General features: G+C 23.1%; 20 protein-coding genes. 10 read left to right on the top strand and 10 right to left on the bottom strand.

From position 1 onward, the window contains the following. Window positions 1-55 precede the first annotated feature (55 nt). The gene (locus T523_RS01330; RefSeq protein WP_198016018.1) at window positions 56-850 is read left to right on the top strand and encodes a 2-amino-3,7-dideoxy-D-threo-hept-6-ulosonate synthase; all 795 of its coding nucleotides are present in this window, start codon (window positions 56-58) and stop codon (window positions 848-850) included. 142 nt (window positions 851-992) lie between these two features. Further along, window positions 993-2129 (top strand): 3-dehydroquinate synthase II, encoded by a 1137-nt coding sequence (locus T523_RS01325; protein ID WP_042707091.1) that lies wholly within the window; start codon window positions 993-995, stop codon window positions 2127-2129. A 303-nt stretch (window positions 2130-2432) separates the two neighbouring features. On the opposite strand, the gene thpR is transcribed toward T523_RS01325, so the two are convergent. The 3 genes from thpR to npdG form a co-directional block, all read right to left on the bottom strand. Beyond that, a complete protein-coding gene (thpR, locus tag T523_RS01320; RefSeq protein ID WP_052334592.1) occupies window positions 2433-2990 on the bottom strand; it encodes an RNA 2',3'-cyclic phosphodiesterase in 558 nt (185 codons plus the stop codon). 63 nt (window positions 2991-3053) lie between these two features. After that, window positions 3054-3563 (bottom strand): nitroreductase family protein, encoded by a 510-nt coding sequence (locus T523_RS01315; RefSeq protein ID WP_042707089.1) that lies wholly within the window; start codon window positions 3561-3563, stop codon window positions 3054-3056. A gap of 1210 nt (window positions 3564-4773) precedes the next feature. After that, window positions 4774-5460 (bottom strand): NADPH-dependent F420 reductase, encoded by a 687-nt coding sequence (gene npdG, locus T523_RS01310; RefSeq protein WP_042707088.1) that lies wholly within the window; start codon window positions 5458-5460, stop codon window positions 4774-4776. Window positions 5461-6195: 735 nt separating this feature from the next. Between npdG and T523_RS08710 the strand changes: the two genes are divergently transcribed. From T523_RS08710 to T523_RS01295, 3 genes are all read left to right on the top strand, one after another. Continuing rightward, a complete protein-coding gene (locus T523_RS08710) occupies window positions 6196-6795 on the top strand; it encodes a TetR/AcrR family transcriptional regulator (RefSeq protein ID WP_052334591.1) in 600 nt (199 codons plus the stop codon). A gap of 473 nt (window positions 6796-7268) precedes the next feature. Further along, on the top strand, window positions 7269-8654 hold the full coding sequence (cca, locus tag T523_RS01300) for a CCA tRNA nucleotidyltransferase (RefSeq protein WP_042707087.1): 1386 nt from the start codon (window positions 7269-7271) through the stop codon (window positions 8652-8654). Window positions 8655-9159: 505 nt separating this feature from the next. After that, a complete protein-coding gene (locus tag T523_RS01295; RefSeq protein WP_042707086.1) occupies window positions 9160-9786 on the top strand; it encodes an Ig-like domain-containing protein in 627 nt (208 codons plus the stop codon). A gap of 396 nt (window positions 9787-10182) precedes the next feature. Here the strand turns inward: T523_RS01295 and priS are convergent, their stop codons facing one another. Both priS and T523_RS01285 read right to left on the bottom strand, forming a co-directional pair. Then, on the bottom strand, window positions 10183-11187 hold the full coding sequence (gene priS, locus T523_RS01290) for a DNA primase catalytic subunit PriS (RefSeq protein ID WP_042707085.1): 1005 nt from the start codon (window positions 11185-11187) through the stop codon (window positions 10183-10185). Between the two features lie 76 nt (window positions 11188-11263). Beyond that, window positions 11264-12637, bottom strand: coding sequence for a DNA primase (locus tag T523_RS01285; protein ID WP_232229004.1), 1374 nt, complete (start codon window positions 12635-12637; stop codon window positions 11264-11266). A gap of 313 nt (window positions 12638-12950) precedes the next feature. On the opposite strand from T523_RS01285, the gene T523_RS01280 reads away from it, so the two are divergent. Then, on the top strand, window positions 12951-15074 hold the full coding sequence (locus tag T523_RS01280; protein ID WP_332248284.1) for a Tex family protein: 2124 nt from the start codon (window positions 12951-12953) through the stop codon (window positions 15072-15074). 226 nt (window positions 15075-15300) lie between these two features. Here the strand turns inward: T523_RS01280 and dtd are convergent, their stop codons facing one another. Beyond that, the gene (gene dtd, locus T523_RS01275; RefSeq protein WP_042707082.1) at window positions 15301-15747 is read right to left on the bottom strand and encodes a D-aminoacyl-tRNA deacylase; all 447 of its coding nucleotides are present in this window, start codon (window positions 15745-15747) and stop codon (window positions 15301-15303) included. Window positions 15748-16060: 313 nt separating this feature from the next. Between dtd and metG the strand changes: the two genes are divergently transcribed. The 3 genes from metG to T523_RS01260 all read left to right on the top strand — a co-directional run bounded on the left by metG (window position 16061) and on the right by T523_RS01260 (window position 20454). After that, the gene (gene metG, locus T523_RS01270) at window positions 16061-18067 is read left to right on the top strand and encodes a methionine--tRNA ligase (RefSeq protein WP_042707081.1); all 2007 of its coding nucleotides are present in this window, start codon (window positions 16061-16063) and stop codon (window positions 18065-18067) included. 336 nt (window positions 18068-18403) lie between these two features. Next, a complete protein-coding gene (locus T523_RS01265; RefSeq protein WP_042707080.1) occupies window positions 18404-19963 on the top strand; it encodes a DUF530 domain-containing protein in 1560 nt (519 codons plus the stop codon). A gap of 11 nt (window positions 19964-19974) precedes the next feature. Next, complete coding sequence (locus T523_RS01260) at window positions 19975-20454, top strand: hypothetical protein (protein ID WP_042707079.1); 480 nt, start codon at window positions 19975-19977, stop codon at window positions 20452-20454. Between the two features lie 157 nt (window positions 20455-20611). Here T523_RS01260 and T523_RS01255 read toward each other — a convergent pair whose 3' ends face one another. The 4 genes from T523_RS01255 to T523_RS01240 form a co-directional block, all read right to left on the bottom strand. Next, entirely contained in the window at window positions 20612-21196 is a 585-nt protein-coding gene (locus T523_RS01255) for a class I SAM-dependent methyltransferase (RefSeq protein WP_042707078.1), read from the bottom strand. Window positions 21197-21280: 84 nt separating this feature from the next. Beyond that, window positions 21281-21622: a DUF2085 domain-containing protein gene (locus T523_RS01250; RefSeq protein ID WP_042707077.1), complete on the bottom strand. Its 342-nt coding sequence runs from the start codon at window positions 21620-21622 to the stop codon at window positions 21281-21283. 42 nt (window positions 21623-21664) lie between these two features. Beyond that, window positions 21665-21943, bottom strand: coding sequence for a hypothetical protein (locus tag T523_RS01245; RefSeq protein ID WP_042707076.1), 279 nt, complete (start codon window positions 21941-21943; stop codon window positions 21665-21667). 58 nt (window positions 21944-22001) lie between these two features. After that, the gene (locus T523_RS01240; protein WP_042707075.1) at window positions 22002-22307 is read right to left on the bottom strand and encodes a hypothetical protein; all 306 of its coding nucleotides are present in this window, start codon (window positions 22305-22307) and stop codon (window positions 22002-22004) included. 295 nt (window positions 22308-22602) lie between these two features. On the opposite strand from T523_RS01240, the gene T523_RS01235 reads away from it, so the two are divergent. Next, entirely contained in the window at window positions 22603-23244 is a 642-nt protein-coding gene (locus tag T523_RS01235) for a DUF447 domain-containing protein (protein ID WP_042707074.1), read from the top strand. The last annotated feature ends 259 nt before the right edge of the window (window positions 23245-23503 follow it).

Genomic DNA, 23503 nt, shown 5'->3' with positions numbered 1-23503 from the left:
AAAAGTTAAATTAAAATTTATAAAAATTTTAAATTTAACTTAAATTGGAGGATAAATAATGATAGGTAAAAAAATACGTCTTGAACGTATAATTAACCGCAAAACAAATAAAACTGTTATTGCACCTATGGATCATGGCGTTTCTGATGGTCCTATTAAAGGAATTGTTAACCTTGATAAAACTATAGAAAGTATTTCTAAAGGTGGAGCAAATGCAGTACTTATGCATAAAGGTATTGTAGAAAATGGTCACAGAGGTTACGGAAAAGATATTGGTTTAATTATCCACTTATCTGCAAGTACTTCTTTAAGTCGTGACCCTAATAATAAAGTCCTTGTTACTAGTGTAGAAAGAGCTATTCAACTTGGTGCTGATGCAGTATCTATACATGTAAATGTAGGTTCTGAAACTGAACCATACATGTTAGAAGAATTAGGTTCTGTTGCAGAAACTTGTAGTCAATGGGGTATGCCACTTTTAGCTATGATGTACCCACGTGGACCAGGAATAAAAGATGAACATGATGTTGAAGTTGTAAAACATGCAGCACGTGTTGGTGCAGAACTTGGTGCAGATATTGTAAAAACAAATTATACTGGAGATCCTGCAAGCTTTGAAGAAGTTGTTGAAGGAGCTTTAGTACCTGTAATCATAGCAGGCGGTCCAAGTGTAGACTCTGATAAAGATTTACTCCAAATGACCAAAGATGCAATTGAAGTTGGTGGAGCTGGAGTAGCTTTCGGACGTAATTTCTTCCAAGCTGAAAATCCTGAAAAAATGACTAAAGCTGTTTCTGAAATTGTTCACAATGGAATGGATGTTGAAGAAGCTTTAAAAATTTTAAAATAGACTTAAAATATTAAATAATTATAAATACCTATCATTTAAAGTTTAATTTTAAAAAAATATCATATTTTTTAAAAAAAATAAATTAAAATAAAGGATTTATAATATTTAATCTAGGAAATTATAAATTTTAAGGAGATTAGGAATGTCAGAAAAATTTGCTTGGATATTAAACCCAATAGGCAATTGGGACAATACTAAAGAAATGATTACAACATCATTTGAATCTGGAATTGACCATATAGTATGTTTTGATTCAGAAAATAATAAGAACATAAGAAAATTAGGTAATGTTAATATCGTTGCACCTAGTGATGATAGTGATGTTTATTTAATAGGTATTTCTGGTGAAGGTGATGGAACACTTAAATTAGATAATAATTTAACTAAATCAAAAGATTTAGCTAAAGCTAAAGAACTTAAAAACAAAAATATTCCTGTTTGTGCCTATATAGAAATCACAGATAAAAACCATGAACAATTAGCTGTAAAACTTGGAGATATCTGCGATTATATAATATTAGTTAGTAAAGATTGGACTGTAATTCCACTTGAAAATATCATTGCAGATTTACAAGGAAAAGATGTTAAAATTATAGCAGCTGTAAAATCAGCAGATGAAGCTAAAGTAGCTATTGAAACATTAGAAGTAGGTACTGATGGAGTTATTTTTGAACCAATTGAATTTAATCAAATCAAAGATATCTCAAAACTCATTGAAGAGATTTCAAGTGAAAGCTATAGTCTCAAAGATGCTACTATAACCAATATTAAACCACTTGGATCTGGTGATAGAGTATGTATTGATACTACTAGTATTATGTATCCTGGTGAAGGTATGCTTGTTGGATCATATTCAAAAGCTATGGTACTTGTACACTCTGAAAGTTTAGAAAGTGAATATGTTGCTTCACGTCCATTTAGAGTAAATGCAGGACCTGTTCAAGCATATGTAATGGTTCCTAATGGAAAAACTCATTATTTATCAGAACTTGGAGCTGGTGATGAAGTATTAATAGTTAACACTAAAGGTGAAACTAGAAAATCAATAGTAGGTAGATGTAAAATTGAAAGAAGACCTCTTCTTTTAATTGAAGCAAAATATAAAGATATTGATATTAAAACTATTGTTCAAAATGCTGAAACCATTAGACTTGTTGATGATAAAGAATCTGCAATTTCTGTTGCAGAACTAAAACCAGGTGACAAAATAAAAGTTTACATAGATGAAAAAGCTCGTCACTTTGGTATGAGTATTGAAGAAAATATAATTGAAAAATAGATTTATATTATAAATTTAAACACATAAATTAATTTAAAGCATTAAATAGCTTTTTATTAATTTATATTTTTTATTTAAATACAAAAAACTAATTTTAAAAAACAAGAAACAAAACTAAATTAAAACAAAACATTATTAAAATCATTCTAATTTTAAAAAAATCTCTTAAATTTAAATTTTAAGTATAAATATTATTTATATTAGTAATAAAAAGATTTCAAGAGATAAAAAACAAAAAAACTAAAACTAAAAAACAAAACTAAACCAAAACAAAAAAAAAACTAAAACTAAAAAAAAATTAAATTAAAGAGTAAACTCTTTAATATTTTCATAAATAGGTCCTTTAGGTGTTAAAGTACTTTTTTTAAGTACAATACTTGAAACAGTCATTTTACCTATTTCATAATTATGATATTTCTTAATTTTATCTTGAACTAAATTTTTATTTTTAGCATTTTTCATTCTACCAATTGTTAAATGAGAAACATAATTTCTCTCAAGTTCAAACCCTAATTTATTAAAAGAAACATCAAGATCTTCTTGAAGAGATTTTAGATTAGAATTATTTTTAATACCCACCCAAATAACTTTTATTCTATTTTCATTTGGAAATGCACCAGAACCAGAAATATCAATTTCAAAAGGTTTATGATTTTCTAAAACTTTTTCTACAGAACATGAAATTTTATCAATCATCTCTTCATTAATATTTCCAAAAAATTTTAATGTAAAGTGCATATTCTTAGTTGGAACATATTTAATATTAGCATCAATATTTTTAAAATCCTTTTCAATATTATAAATCTTATTAAGTAAAACATCTTCAACTTCAATAGCTAAAAAACTTCTTATTTTACTCATTATATCCCCCATAAACTTAGAAATTAAATAAATTAAATAATATATCAACTGAAAATAAAAAAATTAAAATTTATTATAATGAACTTTAGATTCATCATAATTCATTTTAATTTCATATTCTTTAGTAGGATAACCTAATGCAATAAGTGAAAATGGAACAATATTTTTAGGTAAATCAAATATTTCAGATACAAATTCTATTCTTTTAGAATCAGGATACAAACCTAACCATACACTTCCAATACCAAGTTCAGTAGCTTCAATTAAAATATTTTCAGTACATGCAGACATATCTTGAGTAAACCACGCTCTAGTTAAAGGTACTTTTTCTAGATTAACCATTGTTAAAATTAATTTATTTGCACCTGCTGCACATTTTGAATATTTACTCATATTAGACAATTTATTAATTAAATCTTCATTAGTTACAACAATAAATTCCCAAGGTTGAGTATTAAATGCTGAAGGTGCCTGCATTCCAGCAGATAATATAGACTTAATATCATCATCAGAAATATCTTTATCTAAATATTTACGAATACTTTTTCTTTTAAAAATTGAATTAGACTCCATAAAAAAAATCCTCTTAAAAATAAAATATTTATAAATTAATATGTGTTAAATTCTTTAAATTTAATATAAAAATTATTTAAAATTAAAAATAAACAGTTTAGAAATTTAAATTTTTAAATAAATTAAATATATTAAATAATTCTAAAATTTTAAAAAATTAAAAAATCTAAAACATACACTATTAAAATTTTAATTAAATTAAGTTTATTAAAAATATTATAAAAATTTTCTCATAATTATTAAAAATATAATAATAAATTAAAAAATAAATTCAAAATTGAATATAAAGTAATATTATAAAAAATATAATAACAAAAAATAGTAAAAAATCAATATTAAAATTAATATAGTGTTAAAATATAATTTAACATCTATACAATTTAATATTCAACAACAAATTTCTAATTATTAGTTTCAACTTATATAAAATATTATTTAGATAAATTTTAACCAATAATTCAACAGTCAAATTTCCCCTAGAATAATAACCATTTCTAGAATTCAACAATCAAATACGATTTACTAGAATATTAACCATTTCTAGTTCAACAGTCAAAATACATTATTCAACAACAAAGTACAAACTAAAAATAATTTAATTAAATAAAATCTACATCTATTTAAATAAACTTTTCTAGTTCAACAGTCAAATTTCCCCTAGAATAATAACCATTTCTAGAATTCAACAATCAAAATACCTTTTTAATAATCTATAATGTATATAAACTAATAATTTAAACAAAATATCATTACAGATTATTTTGAGTAAATTAAAAGTTTTCAACCATGTTTTTTAAACTATTTAACTAGTTTATTTGTTTATCCTTTAAACTAAAAATAATTTAATTAAATAAAATCTACATCTATTTAAATAAACTTTTCTAGTTTCAACAGCCAAATTTCCCCTAGAATAATAACCATTTCTAGAATTCAACAATCAAATACGATTTACTAGAATATTAACTATTTCTAGCTCAACAATTTATATTCCTAAAATATTCCATTATAAAATTTGAAAACTTTGTCTTATATATCCATTTTAATGTTTATATCTTTATAAAGTATTAAAATATAAAAATCAGCCCAAATTAATCATTCGACGAATAAACAATTAATATAAAACTTTTTATAAATTAAATACTTATAAAACTAAAATCTTAATGATTTTTAACTAATTAAATTTTTATTCTAATAAATGTTTATATAAAAACTAAATTTTATCAAAATCAATTCCAGTTATCCTAATTCCCCCGAAATGAGATTTATATTTAATATTTAAAGCAATGAGAAGTGGAGTAATTTCTTGAATTTGTCTAGCTCTTTCAAGAGGACCACAATCAATAGCTTTAACTCCTGAAATTTTATTAATTAAATCAGATGCAATTTCTTTAGCTTCTTTATCATCTCCAGCTATAAGACAATCACAATCTATATCTTCTGGTATGTCCAAAAGTTGAGAATTACTTATATTATTAAAAGCACATACAACTTTTGCACCAGTTCCTTCTAAGAGAGCCTGGGTTCTTTCTGCAGCAGATCCTTCACATAAACCAATACTTCTTTTTACAGATCCGCCAAGTGCTGTTTCTAATGGTACAGTAGCATCTAAAAATACTTTACCTTTAACAAACTCTTTAATAGTTTTTAAAGTAGGTGCTTGTGCAACTAAAGGAACAGTCATTATTATGATATCTCCAGCTTTTGCTGCATCTTCATTTGCCATACCTTCCATAGAAGCAATGTCATAATCTTTCAATTCTTCTTTAGTTTCATTTACAATCTTTAAAGCTTTATCTTCTTTTCTAGATCCAACAATAACATCTACACCTGCAATAGCTAATCGTTTGGCAATACCTAGACCCTGAGGTCCAGTTCCACCAATGACACTAACTACCAAATATATAACCTCCCTTTAAATTTTATAGATATTCAAAATGAATAACTTTATAATTAAAGTTAGAACAAACTAATATTTTAAACTTTCTAAATGATTTTTTTAAAATATTTTCAATAAAATAAGCAATAAATTGAATTATTCTAAAATATGTTTAGAAAAAAAATAGAAAAATAATTTAAAATTAATATACTTTATATATTGTGTTTAAACAGTTGTATAAAATACAAAACAGCAATTACAGTAAATAAAATTCATTAAAAATAATTTTAAAAATAAAATAATAAAGGAAAAAAATTTTTAAAAAAAATAAAATAATTTTAAAACAAAGATAATATAATAGTTTTAAAATTAAAATATTTAATAAAAATAAGTAAAATTAAAAATAAACAATTATTAAAAAGAATTATAAAGATATGATAAATATCTTTTTATATAAATCTTTTAAATTTAATATAAAACTTAACTTATTTAATAGTTTAAAAAGTTAAAATTTTAGATAAATTTTAAACATGATTTAACTATTGTAAAAAATCAATAAATATAGTAAACTTTTTAAAGATAAAAATTAAAGAAATATTATACACATGTAGAAAAAAACTACTTTTAAAGTATATCTAAAAAAATATCATGAAATTATTTAAAAACATATTAAGTAATTTCATTACTATATTCAAAAGATTTAAATTTTAACATAAGTAATTTCAACTTAAAACAAATTAAAAAATGAGGGGTTTTATGAAACATAAAAAAACAGATATTAGAAAAGAAATAACCTACAAAAAATTATCAAATAGCTTATTTAAATTACTTGAAACAAAACCCTTTGAGGAAATTAAAGTAATTGATATTTGTAATGATGCAGGAATTCATAGAAGTACATTCTATTATCATTTTAATGATAAATATGAATTATTAGAAAAAAGTATTTATGAATTCACAAAAGAATTAAATAATAAAATCAAAGACAAGGAATATAAAAATATTGTAGAATATTATTATATACTAACAAAAGAATACTTAGAACATATTAATGAAAATAGAAATATTTACTTAGCAATGTTAAATAACAATCAACACAGTGAATCATTAGGAATAATATACAATATAGTACTAGAAAATATTAAAGAAAATCTTGATTTAGAAATAAAAAAAGGTAAAAAATATCCAGTTTCTACAGATATTATAGCAGAATATTATTCTGGTGCAATATTAAAATCAACTGAATATTGGATTAAAAATTCAGAAAGAATAGATAAAGAAGAATTTTTAAAAGATTTAAATATACTTTTATTTAATCCATTAATAAATGGAGATTTAGGTAGTTTAAATCAATAATATATTAATTTTTATAGATTATTTTATTAATTAAATTATTTAAAATAGTTAAATTTATTAAAACAAATATTTCTACTAATTATTATAAATTTAACAAGAAATATAAACCTTATAAAAATCACTAATAAGCAAATAAAAAAAACTAAAAAACAAACACAAACCTTACAAACACCACACAAACCAAATAAAAAAAACTAAAAAACAAACACAAACATTACAAACACCACACAAACCAAATAAAAAAAAACTAAAAAACAAACACAACCTATAAAAATTTTAAATACTTAAATTATAATTTAAATTATTTTATTTAAAAGTATCTTAGTATAAAAATACAAATTAAGAAATTCATATATTAAAAAATTATTTTAAGAGATAAATTTTAAATAAACAAAGTATTTTTATTTATACTATAAAATACTAAGATAATATATCTAAAACTTATTTTATTAAATTTTATTTTGTGATTGAATATGAATTATAGGGAAATTTTAAAAGAGATAACACCAGATGATACTGAAAAAAAAGAGATTAAAGAAATATCAAATAAATTAATTAAAGATATTAATAATATATGTAAAAAGAATAATATTGATGCAGAAGGTATAAAAGTAGGTTCTGTAGCTAAAAAAACATTTTTACATGGAAAATCAGATATTGATATTTTTATTAGCTTCCCTATTAATACTCCTACAGATACACTTAAAGAAAAAGGTCTTGAAATTGGATATGAAGTTACTAAAGAAAATAATGGAGCAAGTAACCAACATTTTGCATCACACCCTTATTTAACTAGTATTATTGATGATTATGAAATAGATTTTGTACCTTGTTATAATATAAAAAGTGCTGAAGAAATGAAATCTGCAGTAGATAGAACAATATTACATACTAAATATATCAAATCACATCTTAAAGAAGAACAAATATCTGAAGTTTTACTCCTTAAACAATTCATGGATTGTGTTGGTGTTTATGGGTCTGAATTTAAAGTAGGGGGTTTTGCAGGTTATTTATGTGAAATACTTATATTAAAATATGGAAACTTTGAAAACCTTATAAAAGAAGTATCAAATTGGAGATATGGAACAGTTATTGATCTTGAAAATTATGGTACTCAAGATTTATTTGATGATCCATTAATAGCAATAGATCCTACTGATAAAAATCGTAATGTAGGTGCAGCTTTAAGAATAGATAAAATGGAAGAATTTATTGAAGCTTGCCGTAATTTTGAAAAATCTGATGATAAAATAAAATTTTTCCACCCAATTAAAAAAAATAATTTAAAAAAAGAAAATATAATTAAGGAATTTACAAAACATGGTGGAAAAACATATATTATTGAATTTAATATTCCTAATGTTGTATCAGATACATTACATCCACAATTAAAGAAAACTGAAGAATCTTTAAGAGAAAAACTTGAAGAAGAAGATTTTAAAGTATTTAAAAGTGGATACTGGACTAATGAAAAAGATAAAGGAATTTTAATATTTGAAATGAGTGTTTATAAATTAAATAATATTAAAATCCATTATGGACCAAAAATATGGGCTAAAAAAGCATGTGAAAACTTTAAAAAAGCAAATGGAGAAAACTGCTATAGTTTTAATGAATTTTTAGTTATAAATAAGAAAAGAAAATTTATTAATGCAACAGATTTTATTGAACATATATTTAAACCTGAAAACATAAGTAGAATTAAAATTGGTAAAAATTTAAAAGAACCTGCATTAAAAACATATAAAATTTATTTACTTGAAAATTACTTGAAAACTATAAATAAAAATGATTTAGAAGATTTATTAGAATATTTAGATAACTTCTTAAATCCTGGACAAAAAACCAGAAGATAATTCATTTATCTTCTAAAACAATTTAAAATTAACATTATTAAAAAATGTTTTATTTAATAATTAAATAAAATTAAGATTATTAAACATGATTTACTTAATAATTCATATAAATAACTAAAATTATTAAAAAAACAACTTTATCCAATAATTAAATAAAACTAAATCAATAAATGTTTTATTTAACTTTTTTAAAACAATACTTATTGAAAAACTATTTTTATAAAAATTTAAAGTATATCAATAATTAAATATCATTTAAGAAAATTTATCTTAAAAATAGTTGATTTCAAAAATTAAATAATTTAAAAGATAATTTTTACTTAAATTTAATATTTAAAAAACTAATTTTACAACTTAAAAACAAAAAATAAGTAAAAAATATTCAATTATTAAATCTATTTTTAAACATATAAGTTATTTTCAAGATATTTTATAGAAAATCTAAAAAGAAAAATTTAAAAAGATATATAAATATAATAATATTATTAAAATTAGGGGGTAGACTATGAAAAATGATAAAATTATTATAATTTTATCTATAGTTATAATAATCTTAGTAGTAATTATAGGAATATTTTTATTTAATGCTAATTTTACAAAAGAAGATACAAATATAATTCTTAGTGGAAATAGTACCTTATACAAAGGAGAACCATTAACTATAAAACTTACAGATAAAGATGGAAATGGAATTGGAAATCAAAATATTACTGTAACATTAACTGATTCAAATGGTAGTATAGAAGAATACAATACAATAACGGATAGTGATGGTGAAGGAAAAATAGCTATAAATGTTAATAATTCTGGACAATATACTGCTAATATAAAATATAATGGAAATAATAAATATAAAGAAAGTTCTATAACACAAGGAATCACAATTAAAGATATCGTTGGAAATATCCAAACAAATGAAAGTAATAACAAAAATAAAACATTTAATAGTTCAAAATATAAACAAGAAGATAGTGGCATACATCAAGAATCTGATATAATAGATGGATGGGATCCTTCAGAACATGAAGTATCACGTGAAGAATTAAGTGATGGAAATCATAAAATATATTATGATGATGGATATTACAGAATCTGTGATGAAGATGGAAATGTTATAACATATGGATATTAATAAGTAAATAACCATAAAATAAAAAAATAAACTATAAAAACTTGAAATTAATATAAACCATAATTTAATTATTTAAGATATGAATAAATTCATATCTAACTTTTTTTAAAAAGACTTCTATAAAAAAATCAAAAACCACATTAAAAAACCACTACAAAGACTAAAAAAATAAAAAAATACGTAAAAAACTTCTAGAAAAAAATAACATAATTTAAAAAAATAAAAAACCAAAAAACCACATAAAAAACTTCTAGAAAAAAACAAGATTATTAAAAAAAAAAAATAAAAAATAAGATTTAATGATACTATAAACAATTTTATTTAAAAATTTAAATTTTTAGTTTTAAATTTAAAAGACTTTTAATTTAACAATAGAAAAACTGTTTAATTAAAAATCTATTTATCTGGTTTTGTAATATCTTTACGTTCATAAACAAATTTAGGAACTGCATATTTTAATGGATCAAAAGTTTCCCTATCTTTAACCTCAACACATTTCATACTAACTTTAGAATGAAGTGAACTTGGAAGTCTTAAAATACGTTTTATATCAATAGAAACTTTAGCATCAATAGTTTCAAGATTAACATTAGCCATAGAACTTACTAAATTATTATATCTTCTTGGACCAATATTCCCTTTAAATAAACCCCATTGATTATTATCTAAAAAGTGTCTATATTTTATAATATCTTTTAATAATTTAGGATTAATACCATCTATTTTTTCATTACCTTTTAAATGTTGTATATTAAATTTAAGTCTATCTGTAAAAATCTTATGATATCCAATTGGAATAATAAAATGTTGGAAATTAAAATTACTAGCAACCATACTTGGATCAGGATTAGGATAATTACTTCTAGGAACTGTAGCACCAGCTACATATTTTAAAACTTCTGAACGTAAATCACTATCACCAGTCATCATAACAGGATCTAATATACGAATATGATACCCTCTTCCAGAATAAATTAGATGAATATTTTTAAGACCTAAATTACCATTTAATGTATCAATAAGATTATTTACAATATCTAATGCTTCATCTAAACATTTTTCACAAACTTCACCTTCCTTACAGTCACATGAACGAATAGGTAAATCTTTAGCATCTACATCAAAAACATATTCTGCTTTTTGCCAACCTTCCCTTTTTTTAGGGTTAAGATAATAAGCAATAGAAACATATGCTGCAAATGGAGCTTTACTCATTAAAAAACGTCTTAAAACATTTTCATTTCTAAAAACCTTATATCTATCATTAGGTCCACGACCATAATGATCAAAACCAAACTCCCGTCTAGGTAATTCATCTGTAATAAAATCAGGTAAATCTTTAACAGACCACTCTTCCCTATAAAATTGCCTTCTTTCACGTATTGAAGATTTACCAAACATTAATATAACCTCTAATCAATATTTTACTTTTTAAAATTTATAAATTTAATATATACTTATTTTTATACATTATAAATTATTCTTTATTATTTCCATCTTCTTTTAATTTACCTTGTTTTTTAAGGTTCCACTTAGCTCTAGTATAATAAGATAATGGATTATTAATTCCTTTACAAGAATTATCTTTTTTACATAATTGTGGAAGATGTATTTTAACTTTCTCACAACTCATAGGAGTATACCATTTAGTTTCACCTTCATGCTCCAATGAAGGTTCAGAATGCATTCCAAAACCTAATTTTGAAATAATATTAACTTTTTCTTGAGGTTGATCTTCAAATAATGGAGGAGTACAATTATCTGCAGCTTCATAAATTAATGGTAAAATCTCATTTTCAGTAATTCTAAGATTTTTATCAATATCTGAAACTTTTACACCTGCTCCTTGAGCAAATATTCCTGGATATAATCTAGCATATGATAAAAATGATGTTAAAAATAAAACTATAGCATCATTACGTCCACCAGAAGATACACCTTTCATAGTTTCACGAATACATGGTGGAAATGCTTCTCTTACTAATTTACCAATAGACATAATCCCATCAGGATTATTAATATTAGCATAAAATGAACTATACTTAGACATTTCCTTATCAATTAATTCCTCAATTAAATCTCCAAGAACAGATATTGTAGGATGAACTTCAATAAGTTCAGATTTTTCTTGAATTTTTTTAATATAATCCTCAGTTTTCTGTTTTATTGTATTAATTAAAACTTGTTCTTTAACATTATCTCCAACAAGAACATCATACATTTTATCTACTGAAATATCATCGAATTTATCTTCAAATCTTGAAATAAATTCATATTTATCAAGTATAACCTCACCATCATCAATAACTAAATCAGTTAATGAAAGTTTACGGCTAGCAATAATATCTTTAAGTGATGTCCATTCTACAGTATCAGAAATCATCAATTGACTTAATATTTCTTCTAAAACTGCTCTTTTTTCACTTAATAATAAAGTACTAAGTCTATCTTCAATTAATTGGCCTTCTCCATCAACAAATAATTTCATTTCACGTGAATTAAAATTGAATTTATAAGCTATAGCTTGAGCCGTTAAATGAAATGCAATAACATCATATGGAGTAATATCTTCTACAAAAAGATATTCATAATCATGTTGATTATATTTTTTATTGTTTCTCCTTTCAATATACCATTTAATACGTTTCTGAGCAAATTCAATAATGGATTTAGGTATTAGAGAATCATCATCAACCTTTTGATGTGGAGAAAATGACACAATTTTTATTAAATCATTATCAACATCAAAAACAGATGTTAAATCAGCTTTTTCTCTAACAATATTTTGAGCTTCCTCAGAAAGAGGATTTAAAAATGAAGTTAAAACCATGAAATTTACTTTATAATTCATATAATAAATAAATATCTTAATTTTAAAATTTAAAAACAAAAATTACTTCTAAAAAATATTAAAAAATAAATTTCTTTATAAACACATGAAAATCTTTTTAAATTATTAATTCAAATATAATTATACAAAAAATATTAAAAAATAAATTTTATATTTTTTAAAGGACGAAAAATACTGTTTTTAAAAAAATTAGCTTATTTTAAGAATAAAACTTATTTTATAGTAAGTTTATAACAAATAATTCATTCTAAATAAAAATTTATTTTAAAACTATTTAAAATATTTATTAAATAAATTTAAAGGGAAGAATATGATTATTGCAGAACAATTATCAAAAGAGTTAAACATTAGACCACAACAAAGTGAAGCAGTTATAAAATTAATTGACAGTGGAAATACAATACCTTTTATTGCAAGATATCGTAAAGAAGCTACTGGATCCTTAGATGATGAAACATTAAGAAAATTTAATGAAAGATTAAATTATCTAAGAAACTTAGAAGATAAAAAAGAAAAAGTTATAGATAATATTCAAGAACAAGGAAAACTTACTAGTAAACTTAAAGAAGCGATTAAAAAAGCAAAAACATTAGTTGAAGTAGATGATTTATATTTACCATATAAGAAAAAACGACAAACAAGAGCTACAAAAGCTCGTGAAAAAGGCTTAGAACCATTATCTGAAATTATTCTTAATCAAGATATTAATGAACCTATTGAAGATATTGCTAAAGACTTTATTAATGATAAAGTATCAAGTATTAAAGATGCAATTAAAGGTGCAAAAGATATTATTGCAGAAAACATATCAGATAATGCAAAGTTTAGAAAAAGAATTCGTGACGATACTTATAAAAATGGAAACATTGATATTAAAGCAAAAGATGAAAATTTAGAATCAGAATATGAAATGTATTATGATTATGATGAATCTATATTTGATATTACTCCTCACAGAATACTTGCTATTAATCGTGGAGAAAAAGAAGGAATTCTTAAAATTAAAATAGATACTGATGATGACGAAATTAAACAATACATAGCAAATCATACATTAAAAGGTAATAAATATACTGATGATATTATAATAGATGCTATTGATGATTCTTATACAAGACTTATACAACCAGCAATTGAAAGAGATATAAGGTCATATCTTAAAGAAGAAGCAGAAGATAAATCAATAAAAGTATTTTCTAAAAATTTAGAACAATTACTTCTTACAAGCCCAATTGCAGATAAAACTGTTCTTGGATGGGATCCTGCATTTAGAACTGGATGTAAAATAGCAATTGTGGATTCAACTGGAAAAGTATTAGACACGACTGTTGTATATCCAACAGAACCACAAAATAAAGTAAAAGAATCAAAAGAAATTATTTCAAAAATGATTGAAAAATATAATGTTGATTTAATTGCCCTTGGAAATGGTACTGCTTCACGTGAATCAGAACAAATTATTGCAGATATGATTCGAGAATATAATCTTAATTGTAAATATGTTATAGTATCTGAAGCAGGTGCTAGTGTTTATTCTGCAAGTAAACTTGGAGATGAAGAATTTCCAGATTATGATGTAGGTGCTCGTAGTGCAATTTCCATTGCACGTAGATTACAAGACCCATTAGCAGAACTTGTAAAAATAGATCCAAAATCAATTGGTGTAGGCCAATACCAACATGATATGAATCAGAAAAAACTTAATGATTCACTTACTAATACTGTTGAAAAGGTAGTTAATGAAGTTGGAGTAAATCTTAATACAGCATCTCCTTCACTTCTTGGATATGTATCAGGAATATCAAAAACTGTTGCAAAAAACATTGTAAAATACCGTGAAGAAAATGGAGAATTTACATCACGTAATGAACTTAAAAAAGTTAAAAAATTAGGTCCAAAAACATTTGAACAATGTGCAGGATTTACAAAAGTACCAAATTCTAAAAATCCATTAGATAATACAACAGTCCACCCTGAATCATATAAAGCAACTGAAAAACTATTAAAACAATTAGGTTACACACTTGATGATATTGGAAGAGATGATTTAAAACTTAATAATTTAAATTATAATGAACTCTCAAAAGAACTTGGAATAGGTGTTGAAACCTTAAAAGATATTGTAAAAGAACTTAAAAAACCAGGTCGTGACCCAAGAGAAGAAATGCCTGAACCAATATTAAGATCAGATGTTCTTGAAATGGAAGATTTACAAGAAGGTATGATTTTAAAAGGTACTGTAAGAAATGTAGTAGATTTTGGAGCATTCGTAGATATTGGTGTTCATCAAGATGGTCTTGTCCATATATCAGAACTTGTACCTGATCAATATGTAAAACACCCATTAGACATTGTAAGTGTTGGTGATGTTGTAGATGTTAGAGTTTTAGATGTTGATTTAGAAAGAAGTAGAATTAGTTTATCTATGATTATATAAAACATATTTAAACTAACAATCTTTTTTTATATACTGTTTTTGACTTTGCTGAAATCTTCAAAATTTTTTTAAATAAATTTTTTTAAAATTAATTTCAAGTATTAACTAAGTTTAGATTTTTATAAAAAATAGTTTTCAACAGACCTAATTTTAATCAAAAATTTAAAAATTAAATTTTCATATTTATAAAACTCTCAAATAAACGAATTAACTGAAAACTTTAAATCTAATTATCAAAATCTTTATCAATAATAATAGTAACTGGACCTTCATTTACTAATTCAACATTCATATATGCACCAAAAATACCTGTTTCAACATGAATATGTTCTCTACATTTTTCTACAAATTTATTAAATAATCTATCTGCATCTTTTGGATTCATAGCTTTTGAAAAGTTAGGTCTATTATTATGACTTACATCACCATACAATGTAAATTGTGGAACAAGTAATAATTCACCATTAATATCTTGAATAGAAACATTCATTTTATCATTTTCATCTTCAAAGATTCTAAGTCTTAATAATTTACGAACCATATAATCAAGCTCTTTTTCAGTGTCATTTTCACCAATACCTACAAGAACCATTAAACCAACATTTATTTTACCACATATTTTATTATCAACTTCAACCCTTGCATTTGAAACTCTTTGAACTACTAATCGCATAATATCATCATTAAAATTTTCTTTTATTAAATTTAATATAAAATTTATAACTATATTAAAGATTTGAATAAACTATTAAATAACCTTAATTAAGATTGAACTAATTAGAAAATAAAATATTATAATTAGAATAAAATAATCTAAAACTATTAAAATTATAAAAAATTAATAAAAACAAAATTACAGTTAAATAAGGCAAAAATAGTACCATTTATATAATTCAAATTAAATATATAAATATATTCTATAAATTTAATAGAATTTATTTTTATGATTATTAAAAATTCACTATAATTAAAGGAGAAAAATTAAAATGGCTAAGATATTTGTATCAACTGCACTTCCATATGCAAACGGTCCATTCCATTTAGGCCATCTTAGATCAACATACTTACCTGCAGATATATTCTGTAGATATCATCGTATGATTGGTGATGATGTACTTATGGTTGGTGCAACCGATGAACATGGTACTCCTATTGCTGTTCAAGCAGATAAAGAAGATAAAAAACCAATTGAAATAGCAACAAGATATCATGATATGATTGTTAGAGATATTAAATCATGTAATATATCTCTTGATAATTTTTCAAGAACTACAAAACCATTACATTATAAAATATCACAAGATTTCTTCACTTATTTATATGAACATAATTATATTTACAAAAAAACAGTAGAACAATTATACTGTCCAAATTGTAAAAAATTTTTACCAGATAGATATGTAGAAGGAATTTGTCCTGTATGTGGTGGTGAAGCAAGAGGAGATCATTGTGAAAACTGTGGTAGAGCTTTAGAAACTACTGAACTCAAAGAACCAAAATGTTTAACTTGTAATACAACCCCAATTATAAAGGAAACAACACAATATTACTTTAGACTAAGCCAATTCCAAGACCAAGTAGAAGAATACATAGATAATAATGATAAATTAGCAGATAATGTAAGAAATTATGCTAAAAACTGGTTAAAAGATGGTCTTAAAGATTGGGTATACACTCGTGATATGGATTGGGGTATTCCAGTACCACTTGATGAAGCTAAAGGTAAAGTTATTTATGTTTGGGGAGAAGCATTTATAGGTTATATCTCATCAGCTGCAGAATGGTCTAGAAAAGATGGAAATCCTGCATGGGAAGATTATTGGAATGATACTGTAGTTCATTTTATTGGAAAAGATATTATTTACCACCATTCCATTTTCTGGATTGCAATGTTAATAGCACATGGTTGTAAATTACCTGATGACATATTTGCTGGAGAATTTTTATCCTTAGAAGGACGTAAAATGTCTACAAGTAAAAATTGGGTTGTATGGGTAGATGATTTTGTTAAAAAATATGATGCAGATCTACTTAGATATTATTTAACAATTGTTGCACCATTAAATAAAGATACTGACTTTAGCTGGGATGATTTCCAAAGAAGAAACAATGATGAACTTGCAGATGTACTTGGTAACTTCTTACACAGGACATTTACATTTACAAATAAATTCTTTAATGGTAAAATACCTGAATATAAAAATCCAAGTGATGATGACTTAGCTTTCATCAAATTAATCAAAGAAACCCCTGAAAAAGTTGGAAAACAAATTGAAGATATGGAGTTCAGAGAAGGTCTTGTTGAAATTATGAAAACTTGCAAATCAGCAAATAAATATTTCAATGATCAAGAACCATGGAAAGCAGTTAAAGAAGATAAACAAAAAGCAGCAAATTGTTTATATCTTTCAAACCAATTATGTAAATCACTTGCAACTTTATTAAAACCATACATTCCAACAAAAGCAGATAAAATTGCAGAAATCATGAATATTGAATTACATGATGATTGGAATGAAGCAAGTGAATTTATAGAAGAGGGACATGAAATTAATAAAGCTAAACCTCTTTTCAAAAAAATTGAAGACAAACAAATTGCAAAAGAAAAAGAAGAATTATATAAAAATTTAGAAAAAACTGAAGAAAAAGATAATAAAAAAGATGATAATATGAGTGACATTATTTCAATAGATGAATTTGATAAAATCGATTTAAGAATTGGACAAATTAAAGAAGCTGAAAAAATTGAAAAATCTAGAAAATTATTAAAATTACAAGTAGATTTAGGTACTGAAACTAAACAAATTGTATCAGGTATTGCAAATGAATACAAACCTGAAGATTTAATTGATAGAAAAGTTGTTGTTTTATGTAACCTCAAACCAGCAAAACTCTGTGGTGAAAAATCAGAAGGTATGATTTTAGCTACTGAAAAAGCAGCAGCTCTTTTAGGTGTTCACGAAGACTGTGAAGTCGGAGAAAAAGTAATGTAAATTACTTAAAAATATTTAATTAAATTTTAATTAATTTAATTAAATTACTTATTTTTAAATTATAATTAGTAATACCATAAGAAATTACAATATATAATTATTTAAAATTTAAAATCTGAAAATAAATAAAATAATACAATTAATAAAATAAAAAAATAATTATTAAATTTTTAATAATCTAATTAGAAAAAATTAAGAATTTAATAATTAAACTTAATTAAGAAAAAGTTTTATTAATAATAAAAACTAAAAATTATAAAGTTATAAGAAAGAATACAACTTACTTCTTAACCTATAAGCGGCAATAGGTTATTATAAAGTCCTCACGGTGAGTTAATGGATTCAAATAGATTAATTACGAAAGCTGAAAATTATTTAAATAGTATTAATGAAGAACCAATTGATTCAAGTAAATTAAATAATTTTGAATATTTTAAAGAAGTTTATTACAAATTAAATAAACAATTAAAAATACTTCAAGATTTTAAAGAAACTATGGATATACAAGGTTATACTTCACCATATAGATCACTTAGTAAATATGGTATAAGTACAGTTGGTGAAATTACTGCTGAAGAAGCTTCAGAAACACATAGACATAACCAATATTTTAGAATGAAAGCTTCTAATAAAAAAAATATATTAGATAGAGTCAAATCAGCAATTACTTCACATAAAATAGCTTTAGGTAATTTAGAAGAATATGGATTAATTCACTGTAATAATTGTGGAAAAACTTATAGGATTGAAGAACTAAAAAAAGAGTGTAAATGCGGAAAAACAGATTATAACTTTGAAGTAAACCCCACTGGAAATTATAGAATTGAAATTATTCCATTTTTACCACTTGCAGGAGATTATATGGTAAAAATAAGTGAACTTTCCAAATGGGGAAGAAAATCCTTTAAAAAAGTTATAAATATGCTTAAACAAGAAAGAAAAGGATCTGTTAAAACTGTAACATTACAAATTCGTTACAAAGAAAAAAATAAAACAATAAGAAAAAATGTTACACTTGATTCAGAATTTGTTGATTCTTATGAAGAAGAAGTAAGAAAAAGATATGGAAAACATGTACGTATTGAAAAACTACAATTCCATAGAACAAAACCAGCAATTATTGATGATAATAATACTAGAACAGCACTTGCTATTGCATATGTTAAAAAAGGAGAAATAATTGCAAATAGATATAAAGATGAACTTTTAAAAGAGAAAATTAAAAATCCAGATAAATTACAAAAATATGATGAAATCATTTATAATGCTAAAACAGCAAATCCAAAATTTTTAGATGAAACTGATTCTATTGAAGATTGGAAAGATGATAAAATTAATGAAGATTTAATTAAAGCAAAACTTAAATACAAAGATGGACGTTTAAATAGAACCTTAGACATTGATTTAAAAACAAGAAAACGTATTGAAAAATCTATATTCATAAATTTAGCACCTTCATTAATATTATGGGATATCTTTAAATATTATCTTACAAATTCCCAAGATAAACGTAAAAGACATAGTGGACCATTTCCATATATTAGAAGTGAAATAGACCGTCAACAAAGAGAAATATTTAAAATCACATATACACAAGCAATAAAACTATTAAATAAAAGAAGTCATGAAACAATAATTCCTGTAAAAAATATGGATTTAATATTACATAAAAAGTTTAATTTAGAATATAAATTAAAAAATTCAAACCTTAAAATAAATCATTATGCATTAGGTGCTGCAATGATATATAAAGAAGGTAAAATTGATATTAATTTAGTTGCTAAATCATTTAATTTAGAACATGAAAAAATTAAAAAAGAAGCAAAAAACATTGAAACCATCACTAAACCAAAAAATGATAAAAGTAAAAAATTCTTAGAATTAATTAAAGGCTAAATGTGATTAAAATGAGTGAAGATAAAACAAAAGTTCATATTACAGAAGCTTTAACTTCAAAAAAGATTATTGAAATTACAGAGGAATATCCTTCACTTGAAATTATCACATGTTCTCAAAGTATCTATAATAGAATACCTAAAAAATATTTATATGCTCTAGAACAACTAGACATAAATGTTAAAGTAGAATATAACCAAGGAGCAAAACCAAAATATTCTAAAGAACTTATAAATAAAGTTATTGAATTAAAAGAAAAAGGTTTAACACCTAAAGAAATATCTAAAAAAGTCCAATTAAGTACTAAAAAAACATATTATATTCTTGAAAAATATTCAAATATTAAACTTAACAATTACAAAAGAAAATATACTGAAGAAGAGAAAGAAAAAATTAAAAAAATGAGAAATGAAGGAGTTAAACCTATTGAAATATCAGAAATTATGAATATTCCAGTAAGAACTATTTATTATATTTTAAATAAAAAATAATTTTAATATTTATTATATCTTTAAAAATTAATTATTAAATAAAAAACTAATTCTAAAAAAACCTAAACACCAAAAACATAAATAAAAAAAACTAATTTTAAAAACAAAAAAATCCAAATAGCTAAAAATTTAATTAAAAAAATAAAAAAGAGATTTTTTAAAAATTATACTTTTTAAATACTGAAAGATAATGTGAATATCCTTCTTCTACACATGTACCAATAGATTCATTTAAATAAACAAGAGAAAAACCTTGTTTTGAGAAATAATCTTCTAACTCATTATGAGAAAGTCTTAATTTCATTGGTGGACCTTGGAATGTAGGTACTTTTTTAAAGTCAATTATAGCAATTTTACCATTATCTTTTAAAACACGATTACATTCAGAAATCGCATTATATTTATCTCTTTCAGTTATAAATTCATGAAAAACATTAATCATTAATATTAAATCTACTTTATTATCTTCACAATCAATATGTTTATCTACATTACTTTGTATAACTTCAATATTAGAAATATCTAATTCTTTAATTTTAGAATTCACATAATTTATTACATCATCAGATTGGTCAACTGCATAAATAAAAGCATCTTTATTTAATTTACTTACTTCAATTACAACATGACCATCACCGCAACCAATATCCATAAATGAATCAACATTACGAACATTAAGTACATCTAAAACATAATCAATATCTATAAAATTTTTACTGGATTTAAACTCTATCTTATCCATAATTTGCACCTAAAAAATACTTACTAGATTCAAACTTTACACCATTTAATTTTAATCTAAAAATATTAAAAGAATAATGAAAATTTATATTAATCCTAAATATATATAATATTTTAAACCTTTTATAATAATAGCTAATCCAATTCCACCTAAAAGACCAGTTATTAATCTTAAATAATTTGTACTTTCTCTCCAACCTAAAAATTGAGTAAAACCATCAATACCTGCAGGAACAAGAAGAAATATACCAATAAACATCAATAAAGGAGTATAATTTATAAATACAAAATAAGCATAAATAAAATATGCAAAAATACTTATGTAAAAACCAGTACATCTTGCACATACTGGAAAATAATGGCCTTTATATGAAAATGTTCTATCAGGTCTTCTATGACAAATTAAATTTAATGGATTAAAAGACATTTTTACACTACTTGTTTTAATGAATTAACTATAAAAATTTAATTATCCCTGTTGAATATTAATCTTAATTGGAGTACCATTTTGATCTACTCCACTTACATTAATACTGTTACTATCATTTTTTACTGAAACATTATTTACTGAAATATTAGATGTTGAATTAGATACATTAAGATTAGAATTATCATTAACTTGATTATCATTGTATAAAGTATTTTGATCTACAAGTACAAATCCAAAAAGGAATGCAATAATAAATATACCAATACAACAAAGTATTAAAGTACCTATTACACCACCTAAAAAATCAAACAACCACATAAGTTCACCATAATTTTAAATTAAATATTTAATAATTTTATTAACTAAATTACTAAAATCAAATTTTATTATTAATAAACCAATTCATAGCACTGAAAAAGATTATTAATATAATAATAAGTTCAATGTAAAATCTTAAACTAAAAAATGATTGTCCTTCAAGATAAACTATCCCTAAAGCTAGAACTAAACTTATAATTAATATATATTTTCCACTTAAAATTTCAGTAGGTTCTTCTTCTATAAGAGATATATGACAGTTAGGACATACAATAGAATCCTTAGGAATAATCTTTAAACAATTAGGACATTGCATATATCCATCTTTTATATCAACTTTACAACTAGGACAAGATTTAGTCATATTAACACTGATTCTTATTTTATTAAATACTTTAGATATAATAATATTTATTATATTATAAATATAAAAAATTTTGTTTAAATTAATACTTTGTTGAAATACCTTTAATTTTATATAAATTTATTTTAAATCATTATTAAAAGTTAAAATTTTAAATAAAATATGGTTTTTAAACAATTTCAAATAAATTAAAATAATTAATAAAAAATATATTAATATAAAAATATTATAAAATCTTATTTAAAAATTGAAACTTTTATAATAAAAGTTTTTTTAAAAAAATTATGTGATTAAAATGACAAATGATTTAACAACACTTGGAATGGAAGATGGTCTACATTATGAAGGAATTTATACAACAATTAGTAAAGATGGAGTAAAAGATGCTGCACCAATTGGAATTAATTGTAAAGATAAAAATAAAATTGGATGTAGAATCTTTGTAGGTAGTACAACACTTAAAAATATACAAGAAACTAAAGAGTTTGTAATAAATATTACAGATAATCCTATTGCATTTGTTAAATCTACTATTGGGAACTTAAATAAAGAGGATTTTACAGAGGATAATGATATTGCAATTATGAAAGATGTAGATGCATATATTAAATGTAAAGCAATATCAATTGAAAAGATGGATCCTATTGCAGATCATGTTAATTCACATGGTGAAGCATATATTATTGATTCAGAAGTTATAGAAATTATTAAAAATAATAAATGTGCTAAAGCATTAAATAGAGGTTTCTTTTCTCTTCTTGAATCACTTTCAAATTATACACGTTTAGATATTGTAGATAAAGAAAAACAAGATTATTATGTAGGACGTTATAATGAAAATAAAAGAATAATAAATAAAGTTTCTGATGATAAAACTAAAGAAGCTATGAATATTCTTGGTGATGCAATGGTTAAAAAAGGATTTAAAATAGATTAAATCTTAATTTAGCCTTTTTTAACTTTGTTAAAAACTCCTAATTTTTAAAATAAACTTATTTTAATTTAATTTTCAAGTATTAATAATGTTTAAATTATATTATAAAAAACTAGAATTTCAATATCCTCTTAAAAAAAGATCAGATTACTATTTTTAAAAAATAATTAAAGTTCTCATAATTTTAGAATAAACTTACTTAAACCTAATTAAAATAATTAAATACAATTTAAACTAAAAAAACAGAATAAAACTATTAAAC

Source organism: Methanobrevibacter wolinii SH, from assembly GCF_000621965.1.
GTDB classification, from domain to species: Archaea; Methanobacteriota; Methanobacteria; order Methanobacteriales; family Methanobacteriaceae; genus Methanarmilla; species Methanarmilla wolinii.
The sequence above is the reverse complement of the archived record's forward strand: the minus strand, read 5'-3'. Positions and strand labels throughout refer to the sequence as shown.

What these genes read in the sequence shown, in the direction of transcription:
- T523_RS01325 (WP_042707091.1), top strand. Translation starts at nt 993, where the DNA reads ATGTCAGAAAAATTTGCTTGGATATTAAACCCAATAGGCAATTGGGAC.
- thpR (WP_052334592.1), bottom strand. Translation starts at nt 2,990, where the DNA reads ATGAGTAAAATAAGAAGTTTTTTAGCTATTGAAGTTGAAGATGTTTTA.
- T523_RS01315 (WP_042707089.1), bottom strand. Translation starts at nt 3,563, where the DNA reads ATGGAGTCTAATTCAATTTTTAAAAGAAAAAGTATTCGTAAATATTTA.
- T523_RS08710 (WP_052334591.1), top strand. Translation starts at nt 6,196, where the DNA reads ATGAAACATAAAAAAACAGATATTAGAAAAGAAATAACCTACAAAAAA.
- cca (WP_042707087.1), top strand. Translation starts at nt 7,269, where the DNA reads ATGAATTATAGGGAAATTTTAAAAGAGATAACACCAGATGATACTGAA.
- T523_RS01295 (WP_042707086.1), top strand. Translation starts at nt 9,160, where the DNA reads ATGAAAAATGATAAAATTATTATAATTTTATCTATAGTTATAATAATC.
- priS (WP_042707085.1), bottom strand. Translation starts at nt 11,187, where the DNA reads ATGTTTGGTAAATCTTCAATACGTGAAAGAAGGCAATTTTATAGGGAA.
- T523_RS01285 (WP_232229004.1), bottom strand. Translation starts at nt 12,637, where the DNA reads ATGAATTATAAAGTAAATTTCATGGTTTTAACTTCATTTTTAAATCCT.
- dtd (WP_042707082.1), bottom strand. Translation starts at nt 15,747, where the DNA reads ATGCGATTAGTAGTTCAAAGAGTTTCAAATGCAAGGGTTGAAGTTGAT.
- metG (WP_042707081.1), top strand. Translation starts at nt 16,061, where the DNA reads ATGGCTAAGATATTTGTATCAACTGCACTTCCATATGCAAACGGTCCA.
- T523_RS01265 (WP_042707080.1), top strand. Translation starts at nt 18,404, where the DNA reads ATGGATTCAAATAGATTAATTACGAAAGCTGAAAATTATTTAAATAGT.
- T523_RS01260 (WP_042707079.1), top strand. Translation starts at nt 19,975, where the DNA reads ATGAGTGAAGATAAAACAAAAGTTCATATTACAGAAGCTTTAACTTCA.
- T523_RS01255 (WP_042707078.1), bottom strand. Translation starts at nt 21,196, where the DNA reads ATGGATAAGATAGAGTTTAAATCCAGTAAAAATTTTATAGATATTGAT.
- T523_RS01250 (WP_042707077.1), bottom strand. Translation starts at nt 21,622, where the DNA reads ATGTCTTTTAATCCATTAAATTTAATTTGTCATAGAAGACCTGATAGA.
- T523_RS01245 (WP_042707076.1), bottom strand. Translation starts at nt 21,943, where the DNA reads ATGTGGTTGTTTGATTTTTTAGGTGGTGTAATAGGTACTTTAATACTT.
- T523_RS01240 (WP_042707075.1), bottom strand. Translation starts at nt 22,307, where the DNA reads ATGACTAAATCTTGTCCTAGTTGTAAAGTTGATATAAAAGATGGATAT.
- T523_RS01235 (WP_042707074.1), top strand. Translation starts at nt 22,603, where the DNA reads ATGACAAATGATTTAACAACACTTGGAATGGAAGATGGTCTACATTAT.